The organism is Polynucleobacter sp. IMCC 29146 (assembly GCF_021395195.1).
Classification (GTDB): domain Bacteria; phylum Pseudomonadota; class Gammaproteobacteria; order Burkholderiales; family Burkholderiaceae; genus Polynucleobacter.
In genome coordinates, this window is the sequence record NZ_JAJVCR010000004.1 from 59,634 (window position 1) to 82,494 (window position 22,861).

Genomic DNA, 22,861 nt, shown 5'->3' on the forward strand with positions numbered 1-22,861 from the left:
CAAGGCGGGGCTTAGCATGGATCTAAGTCAGCTTAAAAAGCGTAGTACTGCAGAGATTGCTAAACGCATCGTCGCAGACATACCCGATGGCGCAACGGTGAATTTAGGGATTGGTCAGCCAATGACTATTTCCAATTATTTACCGCCTGATCGCGAAATTATTTTGCATAGCGAAAATGGTTTGCTGGGTATGGGGCCTTTAGCTGTAGGCGAACAAATAGACGAAGAAATTGTTAATGCGGGTAAACAACCTGTCACGATGCTGCCTGGCGCATCATTGTTTCATCATGCTGATTCATTCGCCATGATTCGCGGAGGGCACATTGATATTTGTGTTTTAGGCGGCTTTCAGGTTTCAGTAGCAGGTGACTTAGCTAATTGGCGTACTGGCGATCCCAAGGCCATTCCAGCAGTAGGTGGAGCGATGGATTTAGCTTTAGGGGCAAAAAAATTATTTGTGATGATGGAACATCTGACTAAATCAGGTGTATCTAAGATTGTTAATACTTGTACCTACCCCATTACAGGGCTAGCCGTGGTTGATTGTATTTATACCGATTTAGCAACAATTTTAGTTACCCCAAGTGGGCTTGTTGCACTCGATTGGGTGGACGGTTTAAGCTTTGAGCAGTTGCGTGAACTCAGTGGAGTTGAGCTACGCAATGGCAAAAGCAGTTAAGTTGATGCAGATCAGAAGAGCGCGGCAGATTACATCATGAGACAAGAATATCGTTTTATATCCCTATTTACTTCGGGACTGGCTACTTTACTGGTCTTATGCGGTACTGCGGTATTCGCGGCGACCGATAACTCGACCTATCCATCGAAAACCATACGCTTGATTGTCGGGTTTTCTCCTGGCGGAGCAGCGGATACGGTAGGGCGCTCGTTAGCAGAAAATTTATCGTTACGCCTAGGTCAATCAGTCATTGTTGAAAACCGTGCAGGGGCCAATGGCAATATCGCTGCAGAATTAGTCGCGCGTTCAGCGCCTGATGGCTATGTTTTATATTTTCCTTCGATTGGCCAAGCAGTCAATGCTTCGCTGTATAAGAATCTCAATTACGATCCGATTAAAGACTTTACGGCAATTGGTAGCGTTTTTTCGGCGCCTAATATGTTCGTGGTGCCGATGAGTTCGCCCTATAAGACAGTGGGCGAGCTCATTACCGCAGCTAAAGCAAGCCCAGGCAAACTCACTTTTGCTTCTAGCGGTAATGGCACCTCAGTCCATTTATCGGCTGAACTTTTCATGAAAATGGCCAATATTGATTTAGTCCATATTCCCTACAAAGGAACTGGTAGTGCAATGGCCGATATTATTTCGGGGCAAGTAGATATGGCTTTCCCGAATTTACCCAGTGCATTACCGCAAGTGAAGGCTGGAAATTTGCGGGCTTTGGGTGTTACTACCGCCAAGCGCTCCCCTTCAGCCCCCAATATACCAACCATTGCAGAAGCAGGTGTACCTGGGTATGACATGGGCACATGGTATGGCTTAGTGGGTCCAGCGGGCTTACCAGTAGAGATTCGGAATCGTTTAAATAAAGAACTACAACTGATTTTGGCTGATCCTAAATTTAAAGATAAATTAATTGCGCAAGGAGCTGATCCAATGCCAGGCACTCCAGAACAATTTACCCGCTTTATTTCCAGTGAAGTTGAGCGCTGGCGCAAGTTAATAGTGCAATCGAAAATTACCATTGAATAATTGCGCTGGTCCGCTAGGAATTACGAATGTCATCTAAATCAAACGCCTGCATTGTAGGTATTTATGAACACCCACTACGGGTAGCGCCTAATCATACGGTGGCGCAATTGCATGCTGAGGTAGCTCGAGGTGCGCTATTAGATGCAGGCTTAAGCTTAAATGATGTTGATGGCTACTTTTGTGCTGGCGATGCTCCAGGAATGGGCCCAGTGTCGATGGTCGATTATTTGGGCTTAAAAAAGGTTAACTATCTTGATTCAAGCGATATTGGTGGCGCTTCTTATTTAGCGCATGTAAATCATGCTGCTCGCGCAATCGCCCAAGGGCAGTGTAAGGTTGCTTTGATTACCTTAGCAGGCCGGCCTAAATCAGAGGGTTCGAGCGGTACACAGGTGCGCAGTCAACATGCATCTGCGCCCGACTTTGCTTTTGAAAAACCCTACTCACCAGCGCCATTAAATACGTATGCGATGTGTGCCATGCGCCATATGTTCGAATTTGGCACTACCAGCGAACAGCTGGCGTGGATTAAAGTAGCCGCCTCAGCGCATGCGCAACATAATCCCCATGCTTTACTGCGGGAAGTGCTAACGGTAGAAGATGTTTTAAGCTCGCCAATGATTGCTGATCCCTTGCACCGAGCCGATTGTTGTGTGGTAACCGATAGCGGCGGCGCAGTAATTGTGGTGCATCCCGATATCGCTAAGTCATTAAAGCGCCCAGTAGTACAAATGCTGGGTGCTGCTGAATCGGCTAAAGGACAAATGGGTGGCAAGGTCGATTTAACCTATTCTGGTGTAGCTTGGACTGGCCCTCGCGCGTTTGCAGAAGCCGGTATAACGCCAAAGCAAATTCGGTATGCCTCGATTTACGATAGTTTTACTATCACCGTATTAATTCAGTTAGAAGATTTGGGTTTTTGTAAAAAAGGCGAAGGTGGTCGTTTTGTCGAGCACGGCCAGTTAATCGCTGGTAAAGGTTCGCTAGCTTTTAATACTGATGGTGGTGGCTTATGCAACAACCATCCAGCCAATCGTGGCGGTATGACGAAGATCATTGAGGCAGTGCGCCAATTACGCGGTGAAGCCCATCCGGCAGTGCAAATTCCGAATCTGGAATTTGCTTTAGCCTCTGGCATTGGCGGCGCTCTGGGAACGCGCCACGGTGCAGCCACCTTAATTATGGGCAGAGTGTCATGAGCAATATTTTGAATGTGCCCTTGCCAAGCCCAGTGATTAATGCCGAAAATAAGCCGTTTTGGGAGGCGGCTCAAGAGGGGCGTTTGTTATTAAAAATGTGCTCAACTTGCAATGAACCCCATTTTTATCCGCGAACGATTTGCCCGCATTGTGGCAGCGATCAAACCCGTTGGGTTGAGTCGAGCGGTAAAGGCGAAATTTATTCGTTTACCGTTATGCGCCGTGGCGTAGAGGTACCATTTGCCATGGCTTATGTGACCTTAGAAGAGGGCATCAAAATGCTAACGCATATTACCAATTGTGATTTTGATGCAATTTATATTGGTCAACCGGTTAAGGTGGTGATGCAAGAAACCCAAGAAGGTCAGAAAGTACCGTTGTTTGAACCCATTGCCTGATAAGTCTACCGTTACTTGGCTTGAGGGCGATCAAAGCCACTCGGCACTTTGGCATTCAGAAAATCGACTGCTGCCCCCTAAAAAAATGGTGCTGGCAGACGATACAATCCCCGCAGACGATGCGTATCGGCTAGCTTGTGAGGGGACTGCATTATTATGGCGGGGCGACTTTCAAAATGCCCGGCAACTTTTACAAGCAATTGCGCGGCGCATTGATCGCCCACGGAAGAAAAAACGTGTTTCCAAAAAGAATGTGCAGGAGAAGCTGCATGACAAATTGCCAGTTGCAATAACAAATGATGTATTTAATCTGCATCGCCTAGCGCAATCACAGCGTGCGAGAACTTTAGGTCAGATCATAATTCGCGTAGACCCAAATCACCAGATTGCATTACGCCGAGCACCATTAGTTGCAGAAGCTTGCTTTGAGGCTTTCGGGGAAATCAATGCGTCTTACCTCATTTCCTTACGCGAATTATTGGGTTTAGTAGGTGCCCATGAATGGCGTAAAAAAGGGGTAGTAATTAAGGCTTTAGACGCCAATGGCACGCAACGTATTTATCCCCATTACGGTGTTTTTTCCCCGATTCGCGGTGAATATCTTGAGTTGGTGGCAAATGCTGTGCTACCAAAAGCGCTTAGCTTGAATTCCACAGCATTCGATATTGGTACAGGAACGGGCGTGCTCGCTGCCATTTTGGCAAAGCGTGGCATTGAAAAAATTATTGCCACTGAGATTGATGCGCGTGCCTTAATCTGCGCACAAGAAAATCTCTTACAGTTGGGCTTAAGCGAGCAGGTGACCGTAGCTGAGTACGATTTATTTCCGCCAAGTAAAGCAGCCCTCATCGTTTGTAATCCGCCGTGGATTCCAGCACGCCCGAGTTCTGCATTAGAGCGCGCTATTTACGATCCCGATAGTCAAATGTTACGCGGGTTTATCAATGGCTTAGCTGCGCATTTAGAAACAAATGGCGAAGGGTGGTTGATTCTTTCCGATATAGCTGAACACTTAGGTTTACGCTCGCAGGCAGAGTTAATGACGTGGATTGAAAATGCAGGCTTAGTGGTTCTGGGAAAAGAATCCATCAAGCCACGTCATCCCAAGATAAGTGACGCAACAGATCCGCTACATGCTGCGCGCTCTGCTGAGATCACTAATTTGTGGCGCTTGGGAGTATTGACTAAACCTTAGGCGTCAACTGTTTTCATGAGTCAAGCTAGCAAATGCTTTAGGGGCAACTCATGGCTTGTGTTGCTCCAAATACAACTGAGCTAAATCCTCCAGTACAGGCATACGAGTCATTGTAAGGATCCTTAGCTGGTGAATAGTCTGCATTTAGGACCCAAGTCATAATTCCATTTTTACCATTTAGTGGCGCTTTATTAATCTCGGCGGCTAGTGCACTGAGAATAGTTTGATCGCTGTAAGCGGCAGACGAAGGTGGTTGCCAGATCGTATAAGTTCCAGCCGCACCGCGAATCGAAGGTAAGCCAATGGCATATTGAGTAGTGCTCGGAATACATAAAGGCGTGCCAGTAGAGCCTGCACAACTTGTTTTGATTAGATTATTAAATGCAGTTGCTAGCTGACCAATAATACAGGTTTGGGTTTCAGCACACTGGCCGATATTAACTGCACCCGGCCCAGTGTTATAGGCCTGAGCAAAAATATAGTCCACATTACCGCTGGCTATAGCAGCGCCGTAGTCGTTAGAGGTGCTCCCCGAGCTTAAATATAATGCCGAGCTAACTCCTGTAACTCCATTTGGAGCAGCTGGATCTACGTTAGGCGCATTCCAAGGTGCAGCTTGCACAGGTCCCGCAATGGGTTGCGGCGCAATTGAAACTAAGAACCCAGCCTGCTTAAAGCCAGCTGCTAAGGCTGAAATGGTCGCTGCACTAATGCCATTCTCTAAATCTAAATCAACCCCTACTACTTGATTTGCTTTGGGGAGCGTAGCATTAAGCGCTTTAATTCCTGCACTAACATTGCTCACTACCGTTGCGGTATTGCTGAGGGTTGCGCTCGAGCCATTTTGACCGCCAATGCTAATAAAAGTTTTTGATCCCACACTTTGTTTTGGTGCCGCGCTTGTAATAGCGCTGATTAGCGCAGAATCTAAGACCGGAGAAGTTAAGCCAGACTGCACAAATGCATAAATCAGAATGTCGGGTGCAGCAAACCCCGCAGTTGGAATCCCTGCAAATGTATTTGCAAATGCATCAACGTAAGCTACGCGCAGAATTGAGCCTGCGGGAACTGATGAGAAGGAGTTCCCCACTTTATCGATTGCTGCCATGGTTGGGGATATCGAAGTGCGAGCACTAGTATTAGAACTGGCTACACTCGCAGCAGGCGCAACAGCACTAGCGGAAGTCACTCCAGTACCCGTGCCACCAGAGGCCACATCATTGCCACCACCGCACGAAGCTAAAACGATGACGGCAGAAACGCACATAGTCATTTTTTTGAGGATGGGCAGCATAGTCAATTTCCTATTAAAAGAGAAGCACTATTTATGCTGAAACCCCGAAACAGTCGCACTGTATATTCAGCACGACTGTTGAGATGAGGAGGCGCTAAGTTTTTAACTGGGATTTGTTAAAGCACATGTCCCAGCCCCAACATTGATGACGATTGATGCTTTAGTATTAGGCCGAAAATTAGCCGCGGGCAGGGGCAAGCTGCTACAGAGGGTTCCCGCTGCGCCATTAGTTGGGTTTGAAGTGGTCACATCGACAGCACTTCCATAAGTACCGATACTAATTCTGGGAATGACTACTTGCGCTGCAGTGCTGGGAAATGCACTATTTAAACCACTACTAACCAGAGGCAGTTTAGCTGCTGTAGTGCCAACGGTAACTGTTGCGCCTGGCGCAATTGCAATATTCCCTGCGCCGATATAGTAATACGCACTATAGTCAGGCGCCTGAAGAATGACGGAAGCATAGGTGCTCCCAGTATTTTGAATGGTCATTGTAAAAGCTGCGGGAGCCGCGCCGGCTGTACAAGCCACACCAATTGTGCCATCTGCTGCTGAACTATAGCCCGAAACCAGTTGCACTCCCGCCGCCTTGGCAATGGTAGGAAGATAGCTGATAAATTTAGCTATCCGATCGTTTCTTTCGGCAATAGCCGTGGCTCCTCCTGCTGGGTTTGGGCCACATTCAATGCCCCCATTAATAACTTTAATAGATTGCCCAAAAGGATCACTTGCAGCATAAGTGCTGGAAGCGGCTTTAAATCCATCAACTGGGCGAAGTGCTTGGAGTCCCGTTGAGTCATCCGACCAAAACCAGACTGCTGAGTCAAATAAAAGATTATTAGTAAAGTTTGGCGCACCACTTCCTAAAATTTTATCCGGGTTTGCATAGACCCCATTACCTGTGTCATATACCTTATAGTTATAGTCATGCGAAATTTGTAGAGCTCCTCTGCCATAGTAGCAATTTGTACCGGTTCCACCATAGGGAACTTGGCAACCAGCATAGCTACCAGAAAATACCCCTTGTCCATTTGTACTCCAATTGGTGGGGGATCCTGGGCTGTAGCCACCTAATTCAGTCATATATAAAAAAAGACCCGATTCATGAGCTGCATTGGCCAAGAACCCAGCAAAATTATAAACTTGCTGAACAGAATCTTGCCCGGCAAATACGTTATGGAAGGCTAGCGCATCGGATAGCGATTGCGCAGTGTACCCAGCAGGATTACTCGGAAATATTTGTTGGTAAGCCTGCATTACCCACGCTGGTGTTGGGTCGCCAATCTTATCCATCGCCGCCTTAGTGGCAGTGACGGAGGTTGGTGCAGTATTAGTCACCGCACTAGCGGAGGTCACTCCAGTACCCGTGCCACCGGAAGCGACATCATTACCGCCACCACAAGAGGCTAAAGTTATTACAGCGGTAGCGCAGATAAAAAGACGTTTTATTAGAGTTTTCATTTGGATTGATCTCGTTTAATGGATGCTTTTTAAGTTTAAAGGACTGATTGGATCTTACTCCAGCAATAAAGTAGGAAAAACGGTAATAGTGCCGGTTTAAATAAAAATTATTAAATTAGAATTTATAACCTACCCCAACAAGGGCATTGGTTGCATTAATACTAACGGTACCAGTCGCATTGCTAGCTAAGTTTTGGTTGCCGTAGCTGGTATAGTTAATTTCACCAAAGCCATACCAATTACCCGTAATAATTTGACGATACCCTAGACCCAAAGAATAGCCAGTAAAGGTATCGGTTTGTTCAGCCTTATATTGGGCACTAGCATAGCCAATTTTGGCGTAGGCTAATTTTTCTTTATCAATAGCCCAAGCTGGTGAGATAAAAATATTATAAGAATTTTGTTTTTTCACGCCTTGCTGCTCAGTGTATTTAGCGCTGGGAATGGTTACGCTGTAATTAGTAGAAGGGCTCTCAATGGGAGAATACTCAGCGCCAATACCCAAGAGAAAGGCGTTCGTGATCGGAAAGTAATAGCCCGCTGCGACTGTGCCAGTAAAGTAATTGAGATTACTAGAAGAGACTGAATAGGTGTAGGGGGTGCCAGTAACAGTACCACCTGAAAAGCTCGGGGCAGAGGATTCATAACCAATACCAATTTGGCCATAAAACCCTTGAAAAACTGATTGTGCGAAAGCACTGGGTGCGATTAATGCGCTAGCCAGTGCTGTGGTGATGATGAGCTGTTTAGTTTTCATGGGGCCCCTTTTTTTATTAATAAATTTGAATGTATGACAACATTAGCATTGGTACTTGATCAATTTATTAAATACTAAACCCAATCATTTACTAATATAGTAGGGTTTTCCCTTGCATCTCAGCAACTGGGCCAGGATTCGCCATAAATTAACTGCCCTATATATGCATGTTAATCCTGCGCTCGCTAAATGAACTTAGTTTGATTTTTAAATCAAACGAACGGTTTATTCATCGTCATCGGCAGGTAATGCAATCTCCTGGCTTAAAACGATTGCTTTGCCGTGAATCTGGATCAACCCTTTCATTTCCAAGCTATGCAATACCTTCCCAACCATTTCTCTAGAAGCGCCCACAACTTCTGCAATATCTTGTCTTGAAGCCTCATCAACATATGCCCGCTTATCACCCATTGGCTTGGCTGTCATGATTAGAAAATCAGCAACGCGCTGGTAAACACTTAACAAAGCAAGGCTACTGATCTTGTGATCTGCGGCACGAAGATAGTGAACCATAGTATGTAGTAATTCTAAAACCAAATTAGGATTTTTTTTAAGACACTTTTGAAATTCAATTTTACTTAATAATAATATTTCCGTATCTTTGGTTGTCATCACCGAAGCCAAACCCTTGCTATTGTCTAATAACCCCATATGCCCAAAGAAGTCTCCTTTATGTAACTTGGTAATAATAATTTCTTTCTGTTTTTTATCATTCATGAAGACTTTTACTTCACCACTAATAATTGCATAAAGATTATTGGCATGCTCACCAGCAGAAATAATAAGGTATTCTTTTGGAAATTTTTTCCTAGCCGTTGCCCTCGAAAGTAAAGTTAAGCTATCTTCAGATAACAAAGAAAAAAGAGGGATGTTTTGCAGTAGTAAATTTGAAACTGTCGGTGAGAGTGTCATCAGTTAAAGTCTCCGCAAATTACTATAAATTTTAGGCGGCGAAAAGAGTCACCCTTCAATTATTCAGGATAAATTAACTGGCTTTTAGGCGCAATTAATACCCCTTTGGAAATAGTTTAGCAAAAATTTACTTTACTAAAGTGGATCTTAAAATTAATTAAAAAATCAACATAATTCTTAAAATCGGTACTATTACCGCCCAAAATAATTCATTTCTTGATAGAGCTTATAAGGGTCTATTAGACTTGGCTAAGCGGGCGAATCCTTGCGCCTAATTAAATCAAGAAGAATGCGATGCTTACTTATTTAAAAAAATTATTGTCGATAGTGTATTTGCTACCACTTTTATGGCTCATCTCCTGTGGGGGCGGGTCATCTAATGAACCTACTGTAGCGCAAAACCGCGCTTTACAACTATCGGCCAATGGCCTGACAAATTCAACATGCGATGGAATTGCTACTTGGGATACCAATAAAGTTTATGCAACCCCTGGCATGCTGGTAGTACAAAATGGGAGTGAATATAAAAATAATTGGTGGACCCAAGGAAATAATCCAGAAACGAATAGCGGGGGTGCTGGGAGTGGTCAGCCATGGACATTAATAAGCAATTGTGGAGTTGCTCCAACCCCGATAGCTGAACCAATACCCTTAGTCAATCCACCGACTGCGGTGCCACCCGCCCCATCTAATATTACCAATGCTACAAATGGTTTACCATCTCCCATTCAATTTACGCCATTAAGTACTGCTAGTGGGGTGATTAATTATCACTTGAATTTGCCCTATGGCTCTGGAAATATTGAAAAATTAACCTTGACTTCAAATTACACGGATTTATTGATTTCAAATTATGTCGCCGGAGCCCTGCTTGGACGAATGATGCGCGAAAAATATCCGAACTTACAGTTTAATAAAGATTATATTTATGGCAGTTTGTTTGGTCAATTATTGCAAGAAAATATTGATACAGCAGGTTATATTAATTCGACCAATTGGATCAATGCAAATGATGCGCAACGGGCAAGCTTATTAGCGATTGGCCAAGGTGGGCCATATCAAATTAATGACTACTCAAAACGCCTTGAAGATTCAAGCGGTATTGGTTTGGTTAATTTTGTGGCACTCCAAAAAGGCCTTGGGTATACCGTGGAACAACAAGATAACGGTAGTCAAACTTTAAGTAAGGGGCCAGATTCCCTTGATCAAAAATACTTTGGCCCATTAGCCGCCGCATATTTCCATTTTAATGATATGAATCGTTTGGCAATGAATAATGCGCAAACTTGGGGTCCCCAATCTCAATATTATGCCAAATGTATGAGTAATTTATCGCTACCTAGCTCGGCTCAAGCTGTAAATAATATTTATGATTTAATTTTGAACGCGGCCTATAACGCGGGTACGTATTCCGCAATCATTAAAGATTATTTCAGAGTCTGCGCGGGGATGTACACAACAAACCCAGAAATGGCGCAATTGAAATCAATAGGTGACTACAGCTTGTCTGACACCGCTTATATAGCAGCCATTGGCTCAACAGAATCTGCTGGTTCAACCTTTATTTTATATCCCCGCCAAATTCGTTTATACCTTGATCAAATTTATAACCAAAAAACATTTAATTCTGGCGCAATTCTTGCTACAAATAGTGTGCAATTAAATGCTCAAGATATTGCGACTATTTTTAGTAACGTATTTGGAACGATGGCGTACCTTAACAGTTCCAACCAATATAGCTATATAGCGCCCGCAGATAGTAATAAAGCTTTTACTGTAGCCTTAACAGCCACTGGTTTGAGCTCGACTACTATTTTAAATATTTCTACTACTGCTGGCAGAACGCAATTCTTTAATTTATTAGATGCTGCGATTAATAATTTAGCTGCTAACTTAAACATTAGCTTTAGTGCCGTTACTCAAACCACCATTGGTGGTGCTACGACATCACCAATGTCAAGCCCAACATCAAGTATTAGTAATAACTGTCCAAGTGGTTCACAGGTATATCCAGCTGGACGTGGTAGCTATTTAAGTGGAACCATCGTAAAAGCTAGCGATGGTTTTTTATACAAGTGCAATGCCGGTGTTGCAGCTTGGTGCAATAGCAGTGCGGAATGGGCTTATGCGCCAGCTACTGGTAGTGCAACTAGCTCTGCATGGACCGTACAAAGTTGTAGCTAGTCACCACTGTTTGCTTGAATTCCCCGGCGAATATTGCGGGCCTTTATCTATAAAGAAAAACGCCACCCTGGTGGGTGGCGTTGCACTGTTACAGACTTCAAAATGGTGGAGTCGGCGGGAATCGAACCCGCGTCCGCAAATCCTCTACAACAAGTTCTACATACTTAGTTGTGTTATTTAATTTAACCATTGCACCGCGAACCAACACGCTATGCAATCGCGATTCACTTAGTTTTCGTATCACCCCTCGTGACACGAGATGATCTTATCTCTTGTAAATGACCCTGATGTAGCTTGCGCTACCTGACCCAAGAGAGAATCAGTTCAGGGGCAACCGCATTTAAGCGGCTAGTGCGTAACGTTCGTCGTTAGCAGTTATTACATTCCCATTGATTTACGAGATAACGGGTCCTCGGTATGCCCTTGCTGCTTTGTAATCCACGTCGAAACCATGTCGACCCCAAATTAAAAACGTTGGGACAACTATTTTAAAGCGCTTCTAAAGAAATTGCACCTTATTTGGGAAAGATAATCTGTAGTAGCTCGCGTGGGTCATTGACGAGGAAGTCAGCGCCCCAGTCTTGCGGGGGTTCAGCACAACCACAGTAGCCATAGGCGGCTGCGACGGTTTTCATTCCAGCGGCTTTACCAGCGACGATATCGCGAATATCATCACCGACATAAAGGGATTTATTGGGATCAACTTGGGCAATTTCTGCTGCATGCAGCAATGGCGCGGGGTGGGGTTTTGGATGGGCAGTCGTGTCTCCTGAAACGGTGGAAGCAGCGCGATGCCGTAAACCCATGAGCTCAGTTAATGGATGCGTAAAGCGCTCACTTTTATTGGTAACGATACCCCAAGGCATTTTGGCATCGTCTAAGGTATTTAATAGATCATGAATGCCCTCGAAGATGCTGCTATGGACTAATAGCGCTTGTTCGTAATTAATAAAAAATTCATCGCGCAAAGGAATGAAGTCAGGATGCTTGGTATCGATACCAAAGGCGCATTGGATTAAACCGCGCGCACCTGCAGATGAGTGGGGACGCATTTCTTCATAAGGCTTTGGTGGAAGTTGACGGGCAATGAGTAATAAATTGGCAGCATTAACTAAATCAGGCGCAGTATCAGCAAGCGTACCGTCTAAATCAAAAAATATTCCTGCGAACGGGCTATGGGCCAAATCATTACCCCTAGTTTTTAGAAGCTTTACGCGTCGCAATTAAATAATTAACAGAAGTGTCGTCACTAAGGCTATAAATTTGCGTAAGCGGATTGTAGCTAAGACCTTTAATGTCAATGATTTCAAGCCCTGCATCACGCACAAAGCGCCCCAATTCAGAGGGCGTAATAAATTTACGGTAGTCATGAGTACCTTTTGGTAGCAAACGCAGTAAATACTCGGCCCCAATGATGGCAAATAAATACGATTTTGGGTTGCGATTGAGGGTGCTAAAAAATAAGGTGGCTCCAGGCTTAGCTAGTGTTGCACAGGCATGGACCACTGAAGCAGGGTTGGGTACATGCTCGAGCATTTCCATGCAGGTCACTACATCAAAACTTTCGGGCTCAGTTAGCGCAAGTGCTTCGGCAGAGATGGCTTGATAATTTACTTGTGCGCCACTTTCAAGCGCATGTAACTCAGCTACTTTTAGGGCCTTTTCCGATAAATCAATGCCAGTCGTTTGTGCACCCGATTGTGCCAAGGCTTCAGCCAAAATGCCGCCACCACAGCCAACATCTAAAGCACGTTGATCATTCAGTTCGACGAAAGACTTTATCCAGCCCAGTCGTAATGGATTTATAGCATGCAAGGGTTTGAAATCGCTATTTTGGTCCCACCAGCGATGGGCAAGAGCGCTAAATTTAGCTATTTCAGATTGATCGACGTTCATATATTTATAGACGAGTGAAAAGAGGAATTAGAGAGCTAGACTTCCAAATTTACGAATATAGCGGAAACAAAAAAGCCCGGGATTAACCGGGCTTTTTTGCGAGAGAAGCGCTTACTTCTTAACAGCAGCTGTTCCTACAACTTCAATGTCGGTACGGCGGTTCTTAGCACGTCCTTCAGCAGTAGCATTGCTAGCAACTGGGTTGCTCTTGCCTTTGCTTTCGGTATAGATACGGCTTTGATCGACACCTTTGCTAACCAAATAGGCTTTAACTGATTGCGCACGGCGCTGGCCAAGAGCCATGTTGTATGCATCAGTACCAATGCTATCGGTGTTACCAACAGCGATGATGACTTCTAATTTGATTTTGCTTAAATCAGCAGCAATTTTGTCTAAAGTAGCTTTGCCTTCAGGCTTCAATGTAGATTTATCGAAGTCATACAAGGTATCGGCTTGTAAAGTGATTTTGCTTTGGGTTACAGCAGGTGCAGCAGCAGGCTTGGGGGCAGGAGGAGGCTTAGGAGCAATCCAGCCATCACACTTTGCCATTGCTGAAGCGGGAGTCCAGTTGTTATCGCGCCAGCACAGTGTGCCATCGGAGTTTTTCCAAGGTATGGTGCCATCTGAGTTAGCCCAGTTGTCTTTACCTTGGGCCATAGCCGAGCTTGCTGAAATGGTAATTACAGAAGCGAGCAATAGTTTTACGGTTTTGTTCATTTTTTGTCCTCAAAAATCACTTTAAAATAATGTCAAACTCACACGTTTCGCTTTGCTTTATTAAGCTTTTGCAAGGCGACACATCTAAATTTCTTACAATCTGACCAGAATGTTAGCACAAGTTATGGGTCTTCTAGATGATATTATTTCGATATGGAACAAGCCGCTAAAGAAACACTACCAATATCCCTAGAAGACGAAATGCGGAGGTCCTATTTGGACTACGCCATGAGCGTCATAGTCGGCAGAGCCTTGCCAGACGTACGTGACGGTCTAAAACCGGTCCACCGCAGGGTCCTTTTCGCGATGTATGAATTAAACAACGATTGGAATCGTCCTTACAAAAAATCTGCCCGTATAGTTGGCGATGTCATCGGTAAATACCATCCGCACGGCGATTCTGCGGTCTACGACACTATTGTCCGAATGGCTCAAGATTTCTCGCTAAGGTATATGTTAGTTGATGGCCAGGGCAATTTTGGTTCAGTGGATGGCGATAATGCCGCGGCAATGCGGTATACCGAGATTCGCTTACGCAAAATCGCCCATGAGCTTTTAGCCGATTTAGATAAAGAAACCGTTGATTTTGGGCCTAATTACGATGGGAGCGAACACGAACCCCTGATCATGCCTGCCAAAGTACCCAATTTACTGATTAACGGCTCTTCAGGCATCGCCGTGGGTATGGCTACGAATATCCCCCCCCATAACTTAGATGAAGTGATCACCGCTTGTTTGTATGTCCTTCATAACCCCGATTGCACTATTGATGAGTTAATCGAAATCGTGCCCGCCCCCGACTTCCCTACTGCGGGCATTATTTATGGGGTTCAAGGCGTGCGTGAAGGTTACCGTACAGGCCGAGGACGGGTAGTGATGCGGGCTAAAACCCACTTTGAAGATATTGATAAGGGTTCACGCCAAGCCATCATTGTTGATGAGTTACCGTATCAGGTAAATAAAAAGAATTTACTCGAACGCATTGCTGAATTAGTCAACGAGAAAAAAGTTGAAGGCATTTCCGATTTACGTGATGAGTCTGATAAATCAGGCATGCGGGTTGTTATTGAACTTAAGCGCGGTGAGGTGCCAGAAGTCGTACTCAATAATTTATACAAGAGCACTCAGCTACAAGATAACTTCGGGATGAATATGGTGGCCTTGGTTGATAACCAACCACGCCTGCTCAATTTGAAACAGATGCTGGAATATTTTTTACAGCATCGACGCGAGGTAGTTACGCGGCGGACGATTTTTGAATTGCGTAAAGCTCGCGATCGCGGCCATGTGCTTGAAGGACTCGCAGTTGCATTGGCGAATATCGACGAGTTCATCGTACTCATTAAAGCCGCGGCAAATCCGGTGGTTGCTAAACAAGAATTAATGAGCAAACCTTGGGATTCTGCCATGGTGCGCGAGATGTTAGCGCGCGCTGAAACCGACACTCCCGGCGGTCGTAATGCTTACCGCCCCGATGGTTTATTGCCCGAGTATGGCATGCAAGCCAGCGGTTTGTATCGCTTATCCGATAGTCAGGCGCAAGAAATTTTACAAATGCGCTTGCAGCGTTTGACTGGTCTTGAGCAAGACAAAATTGTTGCGGAATATAAAGAGGTCATGACTGAAATTTCCGATCTGCTCGATTTGTTAGCCAAGCCATCAAGGGTCACGCAGGTTATTGAGGAAGAATTAAAAGAAGTGCAAGCTGAATTTGGTATTGCTGGTGGTGATTCAGGGCGGCGCTCTTTTATTGAAATGAATGCGACGGAATTATTCACGGAAGATTTAATTACGCCTACTGATATGGTGGTGACCCTTTCGCATACCGGCTACATGAAGAGCCAGCCTTTAAGCGAATATCGGGCACAAAAACGGGGGGGTCGCGGTAAACAGGCCGCAACGACAAAAGACGAAGATTGGATTGATACCTTATTTGTTGCCAATACCCATGACACGATTTTATGTTTTTCCGATCGGGGTCGGATGTATTGGCTAAAAGTGTGGGAAGTACCGCAAGGTAGTCGTACTTCGCGCGGCAAACCGATTGTGAATATGTTCCCTTTAATTGAGGGCGAAAAGATCACTGTTATTTTGCCAATTAAGGGTTATCAGGATGATCACTTTGTCTTTATGGCCACTAGCTTGGGAACCGTCAAGAAAACGCGTTTATCTGATTTTTCTAATCCCCGTAAAGGCGGCATTATTGCGGTTGATTTAAACGAAAACGATTTCTTGGTTGGCGCAGCAATTACCGATGGAAAGCATGATGTGATGTTGTTCTCGGATGCTGGTAAGGCGGTTCGCTTTGATGAAAATGATGTGCGTCCCATGGGCCGAACTGCGCGTGGGGTAAGGGGTATGAACCTCGCCGCCGCCCAGCAGGTCATTGCCATGTTGGTAGCGCCTGCTGAAACAGCTGCAGAAGTTACCGAGGGTAGTGTCTTAACAGCTACCGAAAATGGTTTTGGTAAGCGCACACCTATCGTGGAATACACCCGTCACGGCCGCGGCACCAAGGGTATGATTGCGATTCAAACTTCCGAGCGAAATGGCAAAGTAGTTGCAGCCGCTTTGGTTTCCCCAGATGATCAAATTATGTTGATTACAACGGGAGGTGTTTTAGTGCGCACCCGGGTTGCTGAAATTCGGGAGATGGGCCGAGCTACTCAGGGCGTTACCTTAATTAATGTCGACGAGGGCACCCGTTTATCAGGTCTGCAGCGCATTGCTGAGAGCGATACCGATGATGATGGCGAAGAGGTCGATGCAGATGGTGGGCTGGTGAGCGAAGGCACGCTAGATACGGGGTCTGATGTGCCTGATGATGATGCGGGTAACTAGCCTGTCTTGGGCTAATTAACTCACCAACATGACGTTTGACCACCGCATCTTTAATTTTTCAGCGGGGCCCGCAACCTTGCCTGCCGAAGTCTTGCAGCAGGCAGCTGATGAATTATTAAATTGGCATGGTCTTGGCACAAGCGTGATGGAAATTAGCCATCGTAGCAAAGAGTTCATGGCAGTATATGAAGAGGCTTTGCAAGATTTACGTGCCTTAATGCACATTCCCAATAACTACGAAATTTTGTTATTGCAAGGGGGCGGTATTGGTCAAAATGCGGCGATTCCTCTGAACCTCATGTCCTTAGCTCCCAATGGGCCCAAAGCCGATTTTATTGTCACAGGGGTGTGGTCGGAAAAGTCGATTAAAGAGGCTGAAAAATATGGGGTTGCCCATTTAGCGGCCACTTCAGTAGCAGATCATTACCGCTCGATTCCCGATCGAGCGACTTGGCAATTATCGAGTGATGCGGCGTATGTGCATTACTGCGCAAATGAAACCATTGGTGGAGTGGAGTTTCAAACGATTCCAGAGGTGGGTGATGCTCCCCTCGTTGCCGATATCTCCAGTAATATTTTGTCGCGAGAGTTCGATGTGTCACGCTGTGGTGTTTGTTTTGCCGGAGCACAAAAAAATATTGGTCCAGCGGGGGCGGCGATAGTGATTATTCGGCGCGATTTAATCGGCCACCAAATGCAAATAACGCCCTCGGTATTTGATTGGGCTAAACAAGTTAATCATCAATCGATGTTTAATACCCCAGCGACCTTTTCAATTTATATGGCGGGATTGGTATTTAAATGGTTGATTCAACAAGGCGGTGTCCCCGTAATGGCCAAGCGTAATCAACTAAAAGCCCAACTACTTTACGATTTTATAGATGGTAGTAGTTTGTACGAAAATCGCGTCGAAAAATCGGTACGTTCGCGGATGAATGTCACTTTCTTTTTAAAAAATGAAGAATTAAATACTGCATTTTTAGCGCAATCGAGTGAAAATGGCTTAGCAGCATTGCGGGGTCATAAGGCAGCGGGAGGGATGCGCGCTAGTATTTATAACGCGATGCCCTTAAAAGGTGTCGAGACTCTAATTGAATTTATGCGTGAATTTGAAAGATTGGCTTAATTAATGGCAACGGAAGATCAACGCCTTGCACCCTTGCGAGCGCAAATTGATGCTCTCGACATCAAGCTTCTTGAGCTCATGTCTAAGCGCGCTCGTACCGCACAGGAGATTGGGCACATTAAAGGCGAGGCCGCTTCGCCAGTTTTTCGGCCTGAACGCGAGCTACAAGTGATTGCTAATTTGCTGCAATCGAATCAGGGCCCTTTGCATGCGGAAGGCATTACGGCCATATGGCGAGAAATTATGTCTGCCTGTCGGGCTTTAGAAGCTAAGCAAACGATTGCCTATTTAGGTCCAAGAGGAACTTTTTCAGAGCAAGCAGCTGAGGCCGCTTTTGGAAGTTCGATTGAAGGCCTTGCTTGCAATAGCCTTGATGAGGTATTTAAGGCGGTTGAAAAGGGGGCAGCGCAATTTGGCGTGGTGCCTGTAGAAAATTCGAGTGAAGGGGCAATTTCTAGAACTTTAGATTTACTCTTAGATTCGCCCTTGCAAATTAGTGGCGAAGTAGTTTTGCCGATTCGTCACCATTTACTTACCAAGACAGGCTTGCTTGCTGGAGTAACCACGGTTTGTGCACATGCACAAGCTTTAGCGCAGTGTCAGCAATGGCTTACTGCCCATACTCCAAACCTCAAACGACAGGCCGTCAGTAGCAATGCTGAGGCGGCTCGCATGGCTGCACTCGATCCCACTTTGGCTGCAATAGCCGGTGATCCTGCTCAAATTGCTTATGGTTTGCAAGTGAATGCAGGGCATATTCAAGATGATGCGCACAATCGCACCCGTTTTGTCATTATTGGTCGGCATACTTGCCAGGCAACGGGTCACGATCAAACTTCTTTAGTGTTATCGGTGGATAACCAAGCCGGTGCGGTTTATCGCTTATTAGCGCCGCTAGCCCAACATGGGGTGTCAATGACGCGCTTTGAGTCTCGTCCCGCGCGTAAGGGCACTTGGGAATATCATTTTTTTATTGATATTGCGGGTCATGCTGAAGATGCCCAAGTTGCTTTAGCCCTTAGCGATTTACAGGCGCTAGCAGCATTTTATAAAATGCTGGGTTCTTATCCTCGCGCTACGGTTTAATTGACGATGATTACGAAGACTGCCCAACTGGGTTTACAACATGTGCAGGCTATTGCACCTTATATTGGCGGCCGGCCTATTAGCGAGGTAGCACGGGAATATGGTCTAGATGAAAGCAAGATTGTCAAACTAGCCTCGAACGAAAATCCCCTCGGTATGCCGCAGTCGGCAATGGATGCAATGGTTCGTGCAGCAAGTGACTTAGGTCGCTACCCTGATTCCAATGGCTTTGAGCTGAAGGAAGTTCTTTCTAATCGCCTCGGCGTTCCTAGCGATTGGATTACTTTGGGGAATGGCAGCAATGATATTTTAGAGCTTGCGGCCCGAGCAGTAGCCCAAGCAGGCGACACCATTATTTTTTCTAAACATGCTTTTGCGGTCTATTCATTAGCAACGCAAGCCGTTGGCGCGCAGGCTATTGAAGTTGCACCCACGGCAGATTATGGGCATGATTTAACTGCCATGCTTGCAGCAGTTAACAATACCGAGTCATTAGGTAAATCTAAAGTCAGGTTAGTTTTCATTGCCAATCCGAATAATCCAACGGGTAGTTATTTAAGTGCATCGGCAATTGAAGCTTTTTTAAGCGCTGTACCTAGTCATGTGGTGGTGGTGTTGGACGAGGCGTACAACGAATACTTAAGTCCCGAACAGCGTTATAACGCGATTGACTGGGTTAAGCGCTTTCCCAATTTACTGGTATCAAGAAGTTTTTCTAAAGCCTATGGCTTGGCTGGATTACGAATTGGCTATGGCGTTGCACAACCCGAGTTAACCGATTTACTCAATCGGATTCGCCAGCCATTTAATGTGAATAGTTTGGCCCAAGCTGCGGCGATTGCGGCTTTGCAAGACACGGAATTTTTACAGCGTGGTTACGATTTGAATCGCGCTGGTTATGCGCAGTTGACTGCAGCATTCACCGAACTCAATTTGCCCTTTCTGCCCTCAGCGGGTAACTTTGTTTTAGTTAGGGTAGGCGACGATGAAGGTGCGGGCGTGCGAGTGAATTTAGCTTTGGTTAAGCGGGGCATTATTGTGCGACCGGTTGGTAATTATGGTTTACCGCAATGGTTGCGAATTTCAATTGGCTTGCCTGAAGAAAACGCCATTTTTATTGCAGCCTTACGCGCCATCTTATGAGTCAAGCCCATTTTGGAACGGTAACGATTGTTGGGGTGGGCTTAATTGGTGCCTCACTTGGTTTAGCTTTAAAAAAAGCGGGTTGCGTAACAGAAGTTTTGGGGGTGGGGCGTAGTCAAGCTAATTTAGATCAAGCATTAACAATGGGTGCGATTGATGCGGTAGTAAGTCTTCCTGAGGCTGCCGCGCGCTCGCAAATTATTGTTTTATGCATGCCCGTTGCGCAAATGCGTGCCTGCTTTATTGCCCTCGAGCCGATCTTACAAGTCAATACCTTAGTGACCGATGCAGGCAGTACTAAGAGCGAAATTATTTTGGCCGCAAAAGAAGTCTTGGGCAAAAAAGCTTGCCAATTTATTCCGGCCCACCCAATTGCTGGGGGCGCGCAACATGGCGCAGCAGCTGCGCAAGCCGATTTGTTTAGGGGAAAGCAAACCATTATTTGCCCCTTACAAGAAAATTCTGCGACCGATTTAGATTTAATTAAACAATTTTGGAGTGCTACAGGCGCAACTGTAAAACTGATTTCAGCAATCCAACACGACGCTATTTATGCTGCTGTATCACACTTACCTCATGTTTTATCTTATGCCTTGATGTTAAGCGTGATGAATGCGGAAGATGCAGCTGAGAAGTTAGGCCACGCGGGCGGTGGGTTTCGTGATTTCACCCGCATAGCTGCATCTAGTCCTGAAATGTGGCGTGATATTTGTTTGACTAATCGGGCAGCCATCTTGCATGAATTAGATCAATATCTTGCTATAACAAAACACTTACGCGATTTAATTGCCAATAGCGATGGCGCTGCCTTAGAAAAATTATTTATTAAAGCGAGTGAGGCACGCCAAAAATGGACTGGGTCTGAATGACTGAGTTTAGTCAAGCTCCCATGATTCAATTGGGCCCCTTTACCCAAGCTAGTGGAACAGTGCAATTGCCCGGTTCTAAAAGTATCTCTAATCGCGCTTTGCTCTTAGCAGCTTTAGCTAGCGGAGAAACCCGTTTACAAAATTTATTGGATGCTGATGACACGCAAGTGATGCGGCAAGCCCTGCGCACTTTGGGTTTACAGGTCACCGATCAGGTCTTTGAGTTGGCTTGTACGGTGCAGGGATGTAGCGGGCACTTTCCTGTTAAGCAAGCTGATTTGATGATGGGTAATGCGGGTACTGCTATTCGCCCATTAACGGCGGCTTTAGCTGTACAAGGGGGTTCATATCGCTTATCGGGAGTGCCGAGAATGCATGAACGCCCCATTCGCGATTTGGTGGATGGCTTACGTCAACTGGGCGCAGAGATTGAATATCTTGGTACAGAAGGTTATCCACCCATTCAAATTAATCCAGCTGCGATTTCAATTCCTGCAGCAGTGCAAGTTCGTGGTGATGTTTCGAGTCAGTTTTTAACGGCCTTGTTGATGGCATTACCGTTAGTGGCAAAACAAGCCATTCGACTTGAAGTGGTCGGTGAATTAATTTCTCGTCCCTACATTGAGATTACCCTCAAGATGATGGCTTTATTTGGAGCGGTTGTGCAGTGTCCCGATGACCATACTTTTTTAATTCCCGCAGCTAAGGGCACAGCGTACCAAAGCCCTGGCACAGTTCTGGTTGAGGGCGATGCTTCATCAGCATCCTATTTTTTAGCAGCCGGCGCCATTACTAAGGGTCCGATGCGGGTGTTGGGAGTCGGTCGCGATAGTATCCAAGGTGATGTCGCATTTGTGGCCGCGTTGGCGCAAATGGGGGCGATAGTTCATCAAGGCGCCGATTGGCTTGAGGTGGCTGGAGTACAAACATCCTCAGGTCGCTTACAAGGCATTACCTTAGATTGCACGGCGATTCCAGATGCAGCGATGACCTTAGCGGTAGTTGCCTTATTTGCTGAAGGAGAAACTCGCTTAAATAATATTGCTAGTTGGCGGGTAAAAGAAACCGATCGCATTGCAGCGATGGCAAAAGAATTACAAAAATTAGGAGCAACCGTAGAGGAAGGGGATGATTATTTGTGTATTCGGCCGCCAACCACACGCGCAAATTGGCGTTCACCAGTTGCGGGAATCGATACCTACGATGATCATCGCATGGCCATGTGTTTTTCATTAGCCAGCTTCGGTCCAAAGGCAATTCAAATAAATGATCCTGCATGCGTAGCAAAAACCTTCCCTGATTATTTTGCCGTCCTCACCAAGCACCTCACTTAATTGATTTAAGACTTAATTCATGCCATCTTTACCCCCCGTCATTGCCATCGATGGCCCCACTGCTTCGGGCAAGGGGACGGTAGCGATATTGGTCGCCCAGGCCTTGGGATTCCATTATTTAGAAAGTGGCGCCTTATATCGTCTAGTGGCACTGGCCAGTGAGCGAGCGGGCTTAAGTTCCACCAACGCTGTTGCTTTAGGGCAACTTACTGCCACACTGTCCATTTCCTTCAAGAATGGCTTAGTTTTACTGCATGGGGCGGATGTTAGTAGCGCTCTTCGGGCAGAGTCAATTGGCAAAAGGGCCTCGGAAGTCGCGATTCATCCTGAGGTTAGAGCCGCTTTAGTGGGTTTGCAGCGCAGTTTTCGTCAATTGCCAGGCTTGGTGGCTGATGGGCGCGATATGGGTAGTGTGATTTTCCCTGATGCCAGCCTTAAGGTCTACCTCACCGCGAGCGTACTGGCGCGCGGCCAACGAAGGTATAAGCAGTTGATAGCTAAGGGATTTTCTGCTAATATGGCAGACTTACTGCGAGATTTAGAAGAGCGTGATGCACGGGACCAATCCCGCAAAAATGCGCCCCTCTTAATAGCAGAAGGAGCCAAAACCTTGGATACCTCTGATTTATCAGTTGACCAAGCGGTGCGGCAAGTTTTAGCTTGGTATGAAGAATGAATCCAAGTGTTTTTGGTAAAAGTAGTTTGTAATTCGTTTTCTTGTTTTTTTGGCGTCTTCAG

The 22,861-nt window shown here is 45.7% G+C and carries 20 protein-coding genes and 1 other RNA gene; 13 read left to right on the forward strand and 8 right to left on the reverse strand.

The window, feature by feature from the left end:
- Positions 1 to 16 precede the first annotated feature (16 nt).
- The 5 genes from LZT22_RS05955 to LZT22_RS05975 are packed head-to-tail and all read left to right on the forward strand — an operon-like array spanning position 17 to position 4,503.
- Positions 17 to 679: a 3-oxoacid CoA-transferase subunit B gene (locus LZT22_RS05955; RefSeq protein ID WP_233924157.1), complete on the forward strand. Its 663-nt coding sequence runs from the start codon at positions 17 to 19 to the stop codon at positions 677 to 679.
- 36 nt (positions 680 to 715) lie between these two features.
- Positions 716 to 1,711 (forward strand): tripartite tricarboxylate transporter substrate binding protein, encoded by a 996-nt coding sequence (locus LZT22_RS05960; protein WP_233924158.1) that lies wholly within the window; start codon positions 716 to 718, stop codon positions 1,709 to 1,711.
- A gap of 26 nt (positions 1,712 to 1,737) precedes the next feature.
- Positions 1,738 to 2,910 carry a thiolase domain-containing protein gene (locus tag LZT22_RS05965; RefSeq protein WP_233924159.1) on the forward strand — a complete coding sequence of 391 codons (1,173 nt, stop codon included), beginning with the start codon at positions 1,738 to 1,740 and terminating at the stop codon, positions 2,908 to 2,910.
- Positions 2,907 to 3,308, forward strand: coding sequence for a Zn-ribbon domain-containing OB-fold protein (locus LZT22_RS05970; RefSeq protein WP_233924160.1), 402 nt, complete (start codon positions 2,907 to 2,909; stop codon positions 3,306 to 3,308). The genes LZT22_RS05965 and LZT22_RS05970 overlap by 4 nt, the downstream gene beginning before the upstream one ends.
- Positions 3,301 to 4,503 carry a class I SAM-dependent methyltransferase gene (locus LZT22_RS05975; protein ID WP_233924373.1) on the forward strand — a complete coding sequence of 401 codons (1,203 nt, stop codon included), beginning with the start codon at positions 3,301 to 3,303 and terminating at the stop codon, positions 4,501 to 4,503. Before LZT22_RS05970 ends, LZT22_RS05975 begins: the two co-directional genes overlap by 8 nt.
- Before the next feature lie 37 nt (positions 4,504 to 4,540).
- Here LZT22_RS05975 and LZT22_RS05980 read toward each other — a convergent pair whose 3' ends face one another.
- The 4 genes from LZT22_RS05980 to LZT22_RS05995 all read right to left on the reverse strand — a co-directional run bounded on the left by LZT22_RS05980 (position 4,541) and on the right by LZT22_RS05995 (position 8,927).
- Complete coding sequence (locus tag LZT22_RS05980) at positions 4,541 to 5,797, reverse strand: glycoside hydrolase family 18 protein (RefSeq protein ID WP_233924161.1); 1,257 nt, start codon at positions 5,795 to 5,797, stop codon at positions 4,541 to 4,543.
- Between the two features lie 102 nt (positions 5,798 to 5,899).
- Positions 5,900 to 7,258: a chitinase gene (locus LZT22_RS05985; RefSeq protein ID WP_233924162.1), complete on the reverse strand. Its 1,359-nt coding sequence runs from the start codon at positions 7,256 to 7,258 to the stop codon at positions 5,900 to 5,902.
- A gap of 115 nt (positions 7,259 to 7,373) precedes the next feature.
- Complete coding sequence (locus LZT22_RS05990) at positions 7,374 to 8,015, reverse strand: outer membrane protein (protein WP_233924163.1); 642 nt, start codon at positions 8,013 to 8,015, stop codon at positions 7,374 to 7,376.
- A 225-nt stretch (positions 8,016 to 8,240) separates the two neighbouring features.
- On the reverse strand, positions 8,241 to 8,927 hold the full coding sequence (locus tag LZT22_RS05995; RefSeq protein ID WP_233924164.1) for a Crp/Fnr family transcriptional regulator: 687 nt from the start codon (positions 8,925 to 8,927) through the stop codon (positions 8,241 to 8,243).
- 294 nt (positions 8,928 to 9,221) lie between these two features.
- Between LZT22_RS05995 and LZT22_RS06000 the strand changes: the two genes are divergently transcribed.
- The gene (locus LZT22_RS06000; RefSeq protein WP_233924165.1) at positions 9,222 to 11,111 is read left to right on the forward strand and encodes a hypothetical protein; all 1,890 of its coding nucleotides are present in this window, start codon (positions 9,222 to 9,224) and stop codon (positions 11,109 to 11,111) included.
- Positions 11,112 to 11,214: 103 nt separating this feature from the next.
- Here LZT22_RS06000 and ssrA read toward each other — a convergent pair.
- The 4 genes from ssrA to ompA form a co-directional block, all read right to left on the reverse strand.
- Positions 11,215 to 11,573: a transfer-messenger RNA gene (gene ssrA, locus LZT22_RS06005) on the reverse strand.
- A gap of 53 nt (positions 11,574 to 11,626) precedes the next feature.
- Positions 11,627 to 12,295: an HAD family hydrolase gene (locus LZT22_RS06010; protein ID WP_233924166.1), complete on the reverse strand. Its 669-nt coding sequence runs from the start codon at positions 12,293 to 12,295 to the stop codon at positions 11,627 to 11,629.
- 10 nt (positions 12,296 to 12,305) lie between these two features.
- Positions 12,306 to 13,007 carry a bifunctional 2-polyprenyl-6-hydroxyphenol methylase/3-demethylubiquinol 3-O-methyltransferase UbiG gene (gene ubiG / locus LZT22_RS06015; protein WP_233924167.1) on the reverse strand — a complete coding sequence of 234 codons (702 nt, stop codon included), beginning with the start codon at positions 13,005 to 13,007 and terminating at the stop codon, positions 12,306 to 12,308.
- 111 nt (positions 13,008 to 13,118) lie between these two features.
- Positions 13,119 to 13,724 (reverse strand): outer membrane protein OmpA, encoded by a 606-nt coding sequence (gene ompA, locus LZT22_RS06020; RefSeq protein ID WP_233924168.1) that lies wholly within the window; start codon positions 13,722 to 13,724, stop codon positions 13,119 to 13,121.
- 153 nt (positions 13,725 to 13,877) lie between these two features.
- Between ompA and gyrA the strand changes: the two genes are divergently transcribed.
- From gyrA to cmk, 7 genes are read left to right on the forward strand one after another with little or no spacing between them, the layout of a single operon-like run.
- On the forward strand, positions 13,878 to 16,565 hold the full coding sequence (gene gyrA, locus LZT22_RS06025; RefSeq protein WP_233924169.1) for a DNA gyrase subunit A: 2,688 nt from the start codon (positions 13,878 to 13,880) through the stop codon (positions 16,563 to 16,565).
- Between the two features lie 28 nt (positions 16,566 to 16,593).
- Positions 16,594 to 17,691, forward strand: a complete 1,098-nt coding sequence (gene serC, locus LZT22_RS06030) for a 3-phosphoserine/phosphohydroxythreonine transaminase (protein ID WP_233924170.1) — start codon at positions 16,594 to 16,596, stop codon at positions 17,689 to 17,691.
- Between the two features lie 3 nt (positions 17,692 to 17,694).
- Entirely contained in the window at positions 17,695 to 18,777 is a 1,083-nt protein-coding gene (gene pheA / locus LZT22_RS06035; RefSeq protein ID WP_233924171.1) for a prephenate dehydratase, read from the forward strand.
- A gap of 6 nt (positions 18,778 to 18,783) precedes the next feature.
- A complete protein-coding gene (gene hisC, locus LZT22_RS06040) occupies positions 18,784 to 19,920 on the forward strand; it encodes a histidinol-phosphate transaminase (protein WP_233924172.1) in 1,137 nt (378 codons plus the stop codon).
- Positions 19,917 to 20,789, forward strand: coding sequence for a prephenate dehydrogenase/arogenate dehydrogenase family protein (locus tag LZT22_RS06045; protein ID WP_233924173.1), 873 nt, complete (start codon positions 19,917 to 19,919; stop codon positions 20,787 to 20,789). The genes hisC and LZT22_RS06045 overlap by 4 nt, the downstream gene beginning before the upstream one ends.
- Positions 20,786 to 22,123 carry a 3-phosphoshikimate 1-carboxyvinyltransferase gene (gene aroA, locus LZT22_RS06050; RefSeq protein ID WP_233924174.1) on the forward strand — a complete coding sequence of 446 codons (1,338 nt, stop codon included), beginning with the start codon at positions 20,786 to 20,788 and terminating at the stop codon, positions 22,121 to 22,123. The genes LZT22_RS06045 and aroA overlap by 4 nt, the downstream gene beginning before the upstream one ends.
- A 19-nt stretch (positions 22,124 to 22,142) precedes the next feature.
- Positions 22,143 to 22,799: a (d)CMP kinase gene (gene cmk / locus LZT22_RS06055; RefSeq protein WP_233924175.1), complete on the forward strand. Its 657-nt coding sequence runs from the start codon at positions 22,143 to 22,145 to the stop codon at positions 22,797 to 22,799.
- Positions 22,800 to 22,861 lie beyond the last annotated feature (62 nt).

Coding starts and splice junctions, on each gene's coding strand:
- LZT22_RS05995 (WP_233924164.1), bottom strand. CDS start 8,927: ATGACACTCTCACCGACAGTTTCAAATTTACTACTGCAAAACATCCCT.
- LZT22_RS05960 (WP_233924158.1), top strand. CDS start 716: ATGAGACAAGAATATCGTTTTATATCCCTATTTACTTCGGGACTGGCT.
- cmk (WP_233924175.1), top strand. CDS start 22,143: ATGCCATCTTTACCCCCCGTCATTGCCATCGATGGCCCCACTGCTTCG.
- LZT22_RS06000 (WP_233924165.1), top strand. CDS start 9,222: ATGCTTACTTATTTAAAAAAATTATTGTCGATAGTGTATTTGCTACCA.
- gyrA (WP_233924169.1), top strand. CDS start 13,878: ATGGAACAAGCCGCTAAAGAAACACTACCAATATCCCTAGAAGACGAA.
- hisC (WP_233924172.1), top strand. CDS start 18,784: ATGATTACGAAGACTGCCCAACTGGGTTTACAACATGTGCAGGCTATT.
- LZT22_RS05990 (WP_233924163.1), bottom strand. CDS start 8,015: ATGAAAACTAAACAGCTCATCATCACCACAGCACTGGCTAGCGCATTA.
- ubiG (WP_233924167.1), bottom strand. CDS start 13,007: ATGAACGTCGATCAATCTGAAATAGCTAAATTTAGCGCTCTTGCCCAT.
- LZT22_RS05970 (WP_233924160.1), top strand. CDS start 2,907: ATGAGCAATATTTTGAATGTGCCCTTGCCAAGCCCAGTGATTAATGCC.
- LZT22_RS05955 (WP_233924157.1), top strand. CDS start 17: ATGGATCTAAGTCAGCTTAAAAAGCGTAGTACTGCAGAGATTGCTAAA.
- pheA (WP_233924171.1), top strand. CDS start 17,695: ATGGCAACGGAAGATCAACGCCTTGCACCCTTGCGAGCGCAAATTGAT.
- LZT22_RS06045 (WP_233924173.1), top strand. CDS start 19,917: ATGAGTCAAGCCCATTTTGGAACGGTAACGATTGTTGGGGTGGGCTTA.
- ompA (WP_233924168.1), bottom strand. CDS start 13,724: ATGAACAAAACCGTAAAACTATTGCTCGCTTCTGTAATTACCATTTCA.
- serC (WP_233924170.1), top strand. CDS start 16,594: ATGACGTTTGACCACCGCATCTTTAATTTTTCAGCGGGGCCCGCAACC.
- LZT22_RS05985 (WP_233924162.1), bottom strand. CDS start 7,258: ATGAAAACTCTAATAAAACGTCTTTTTATCTGCGCTACCGCTGTAATA.
- LZT22_RS05980 (WP_233924161.1), bottom strand. CDS start 5,797: ATGCTGCCCATCCTCAAAAAAATGACTATGTGCGTTTCTGCCGTCATC.
- LZT22_RS05965 (WP_233924159.1), top strand. CDS start 1,738: ATGTCATCTAAATCAAACGCCTGCATTGTAGGTATTTATGAACACCCA.
- aroA (WP_233924174.1), top strand. CDS start 20,786: ATGACTGAGTTTAGTCAAGCTCCCATGATTCAATTGGGCCCCTTTACC.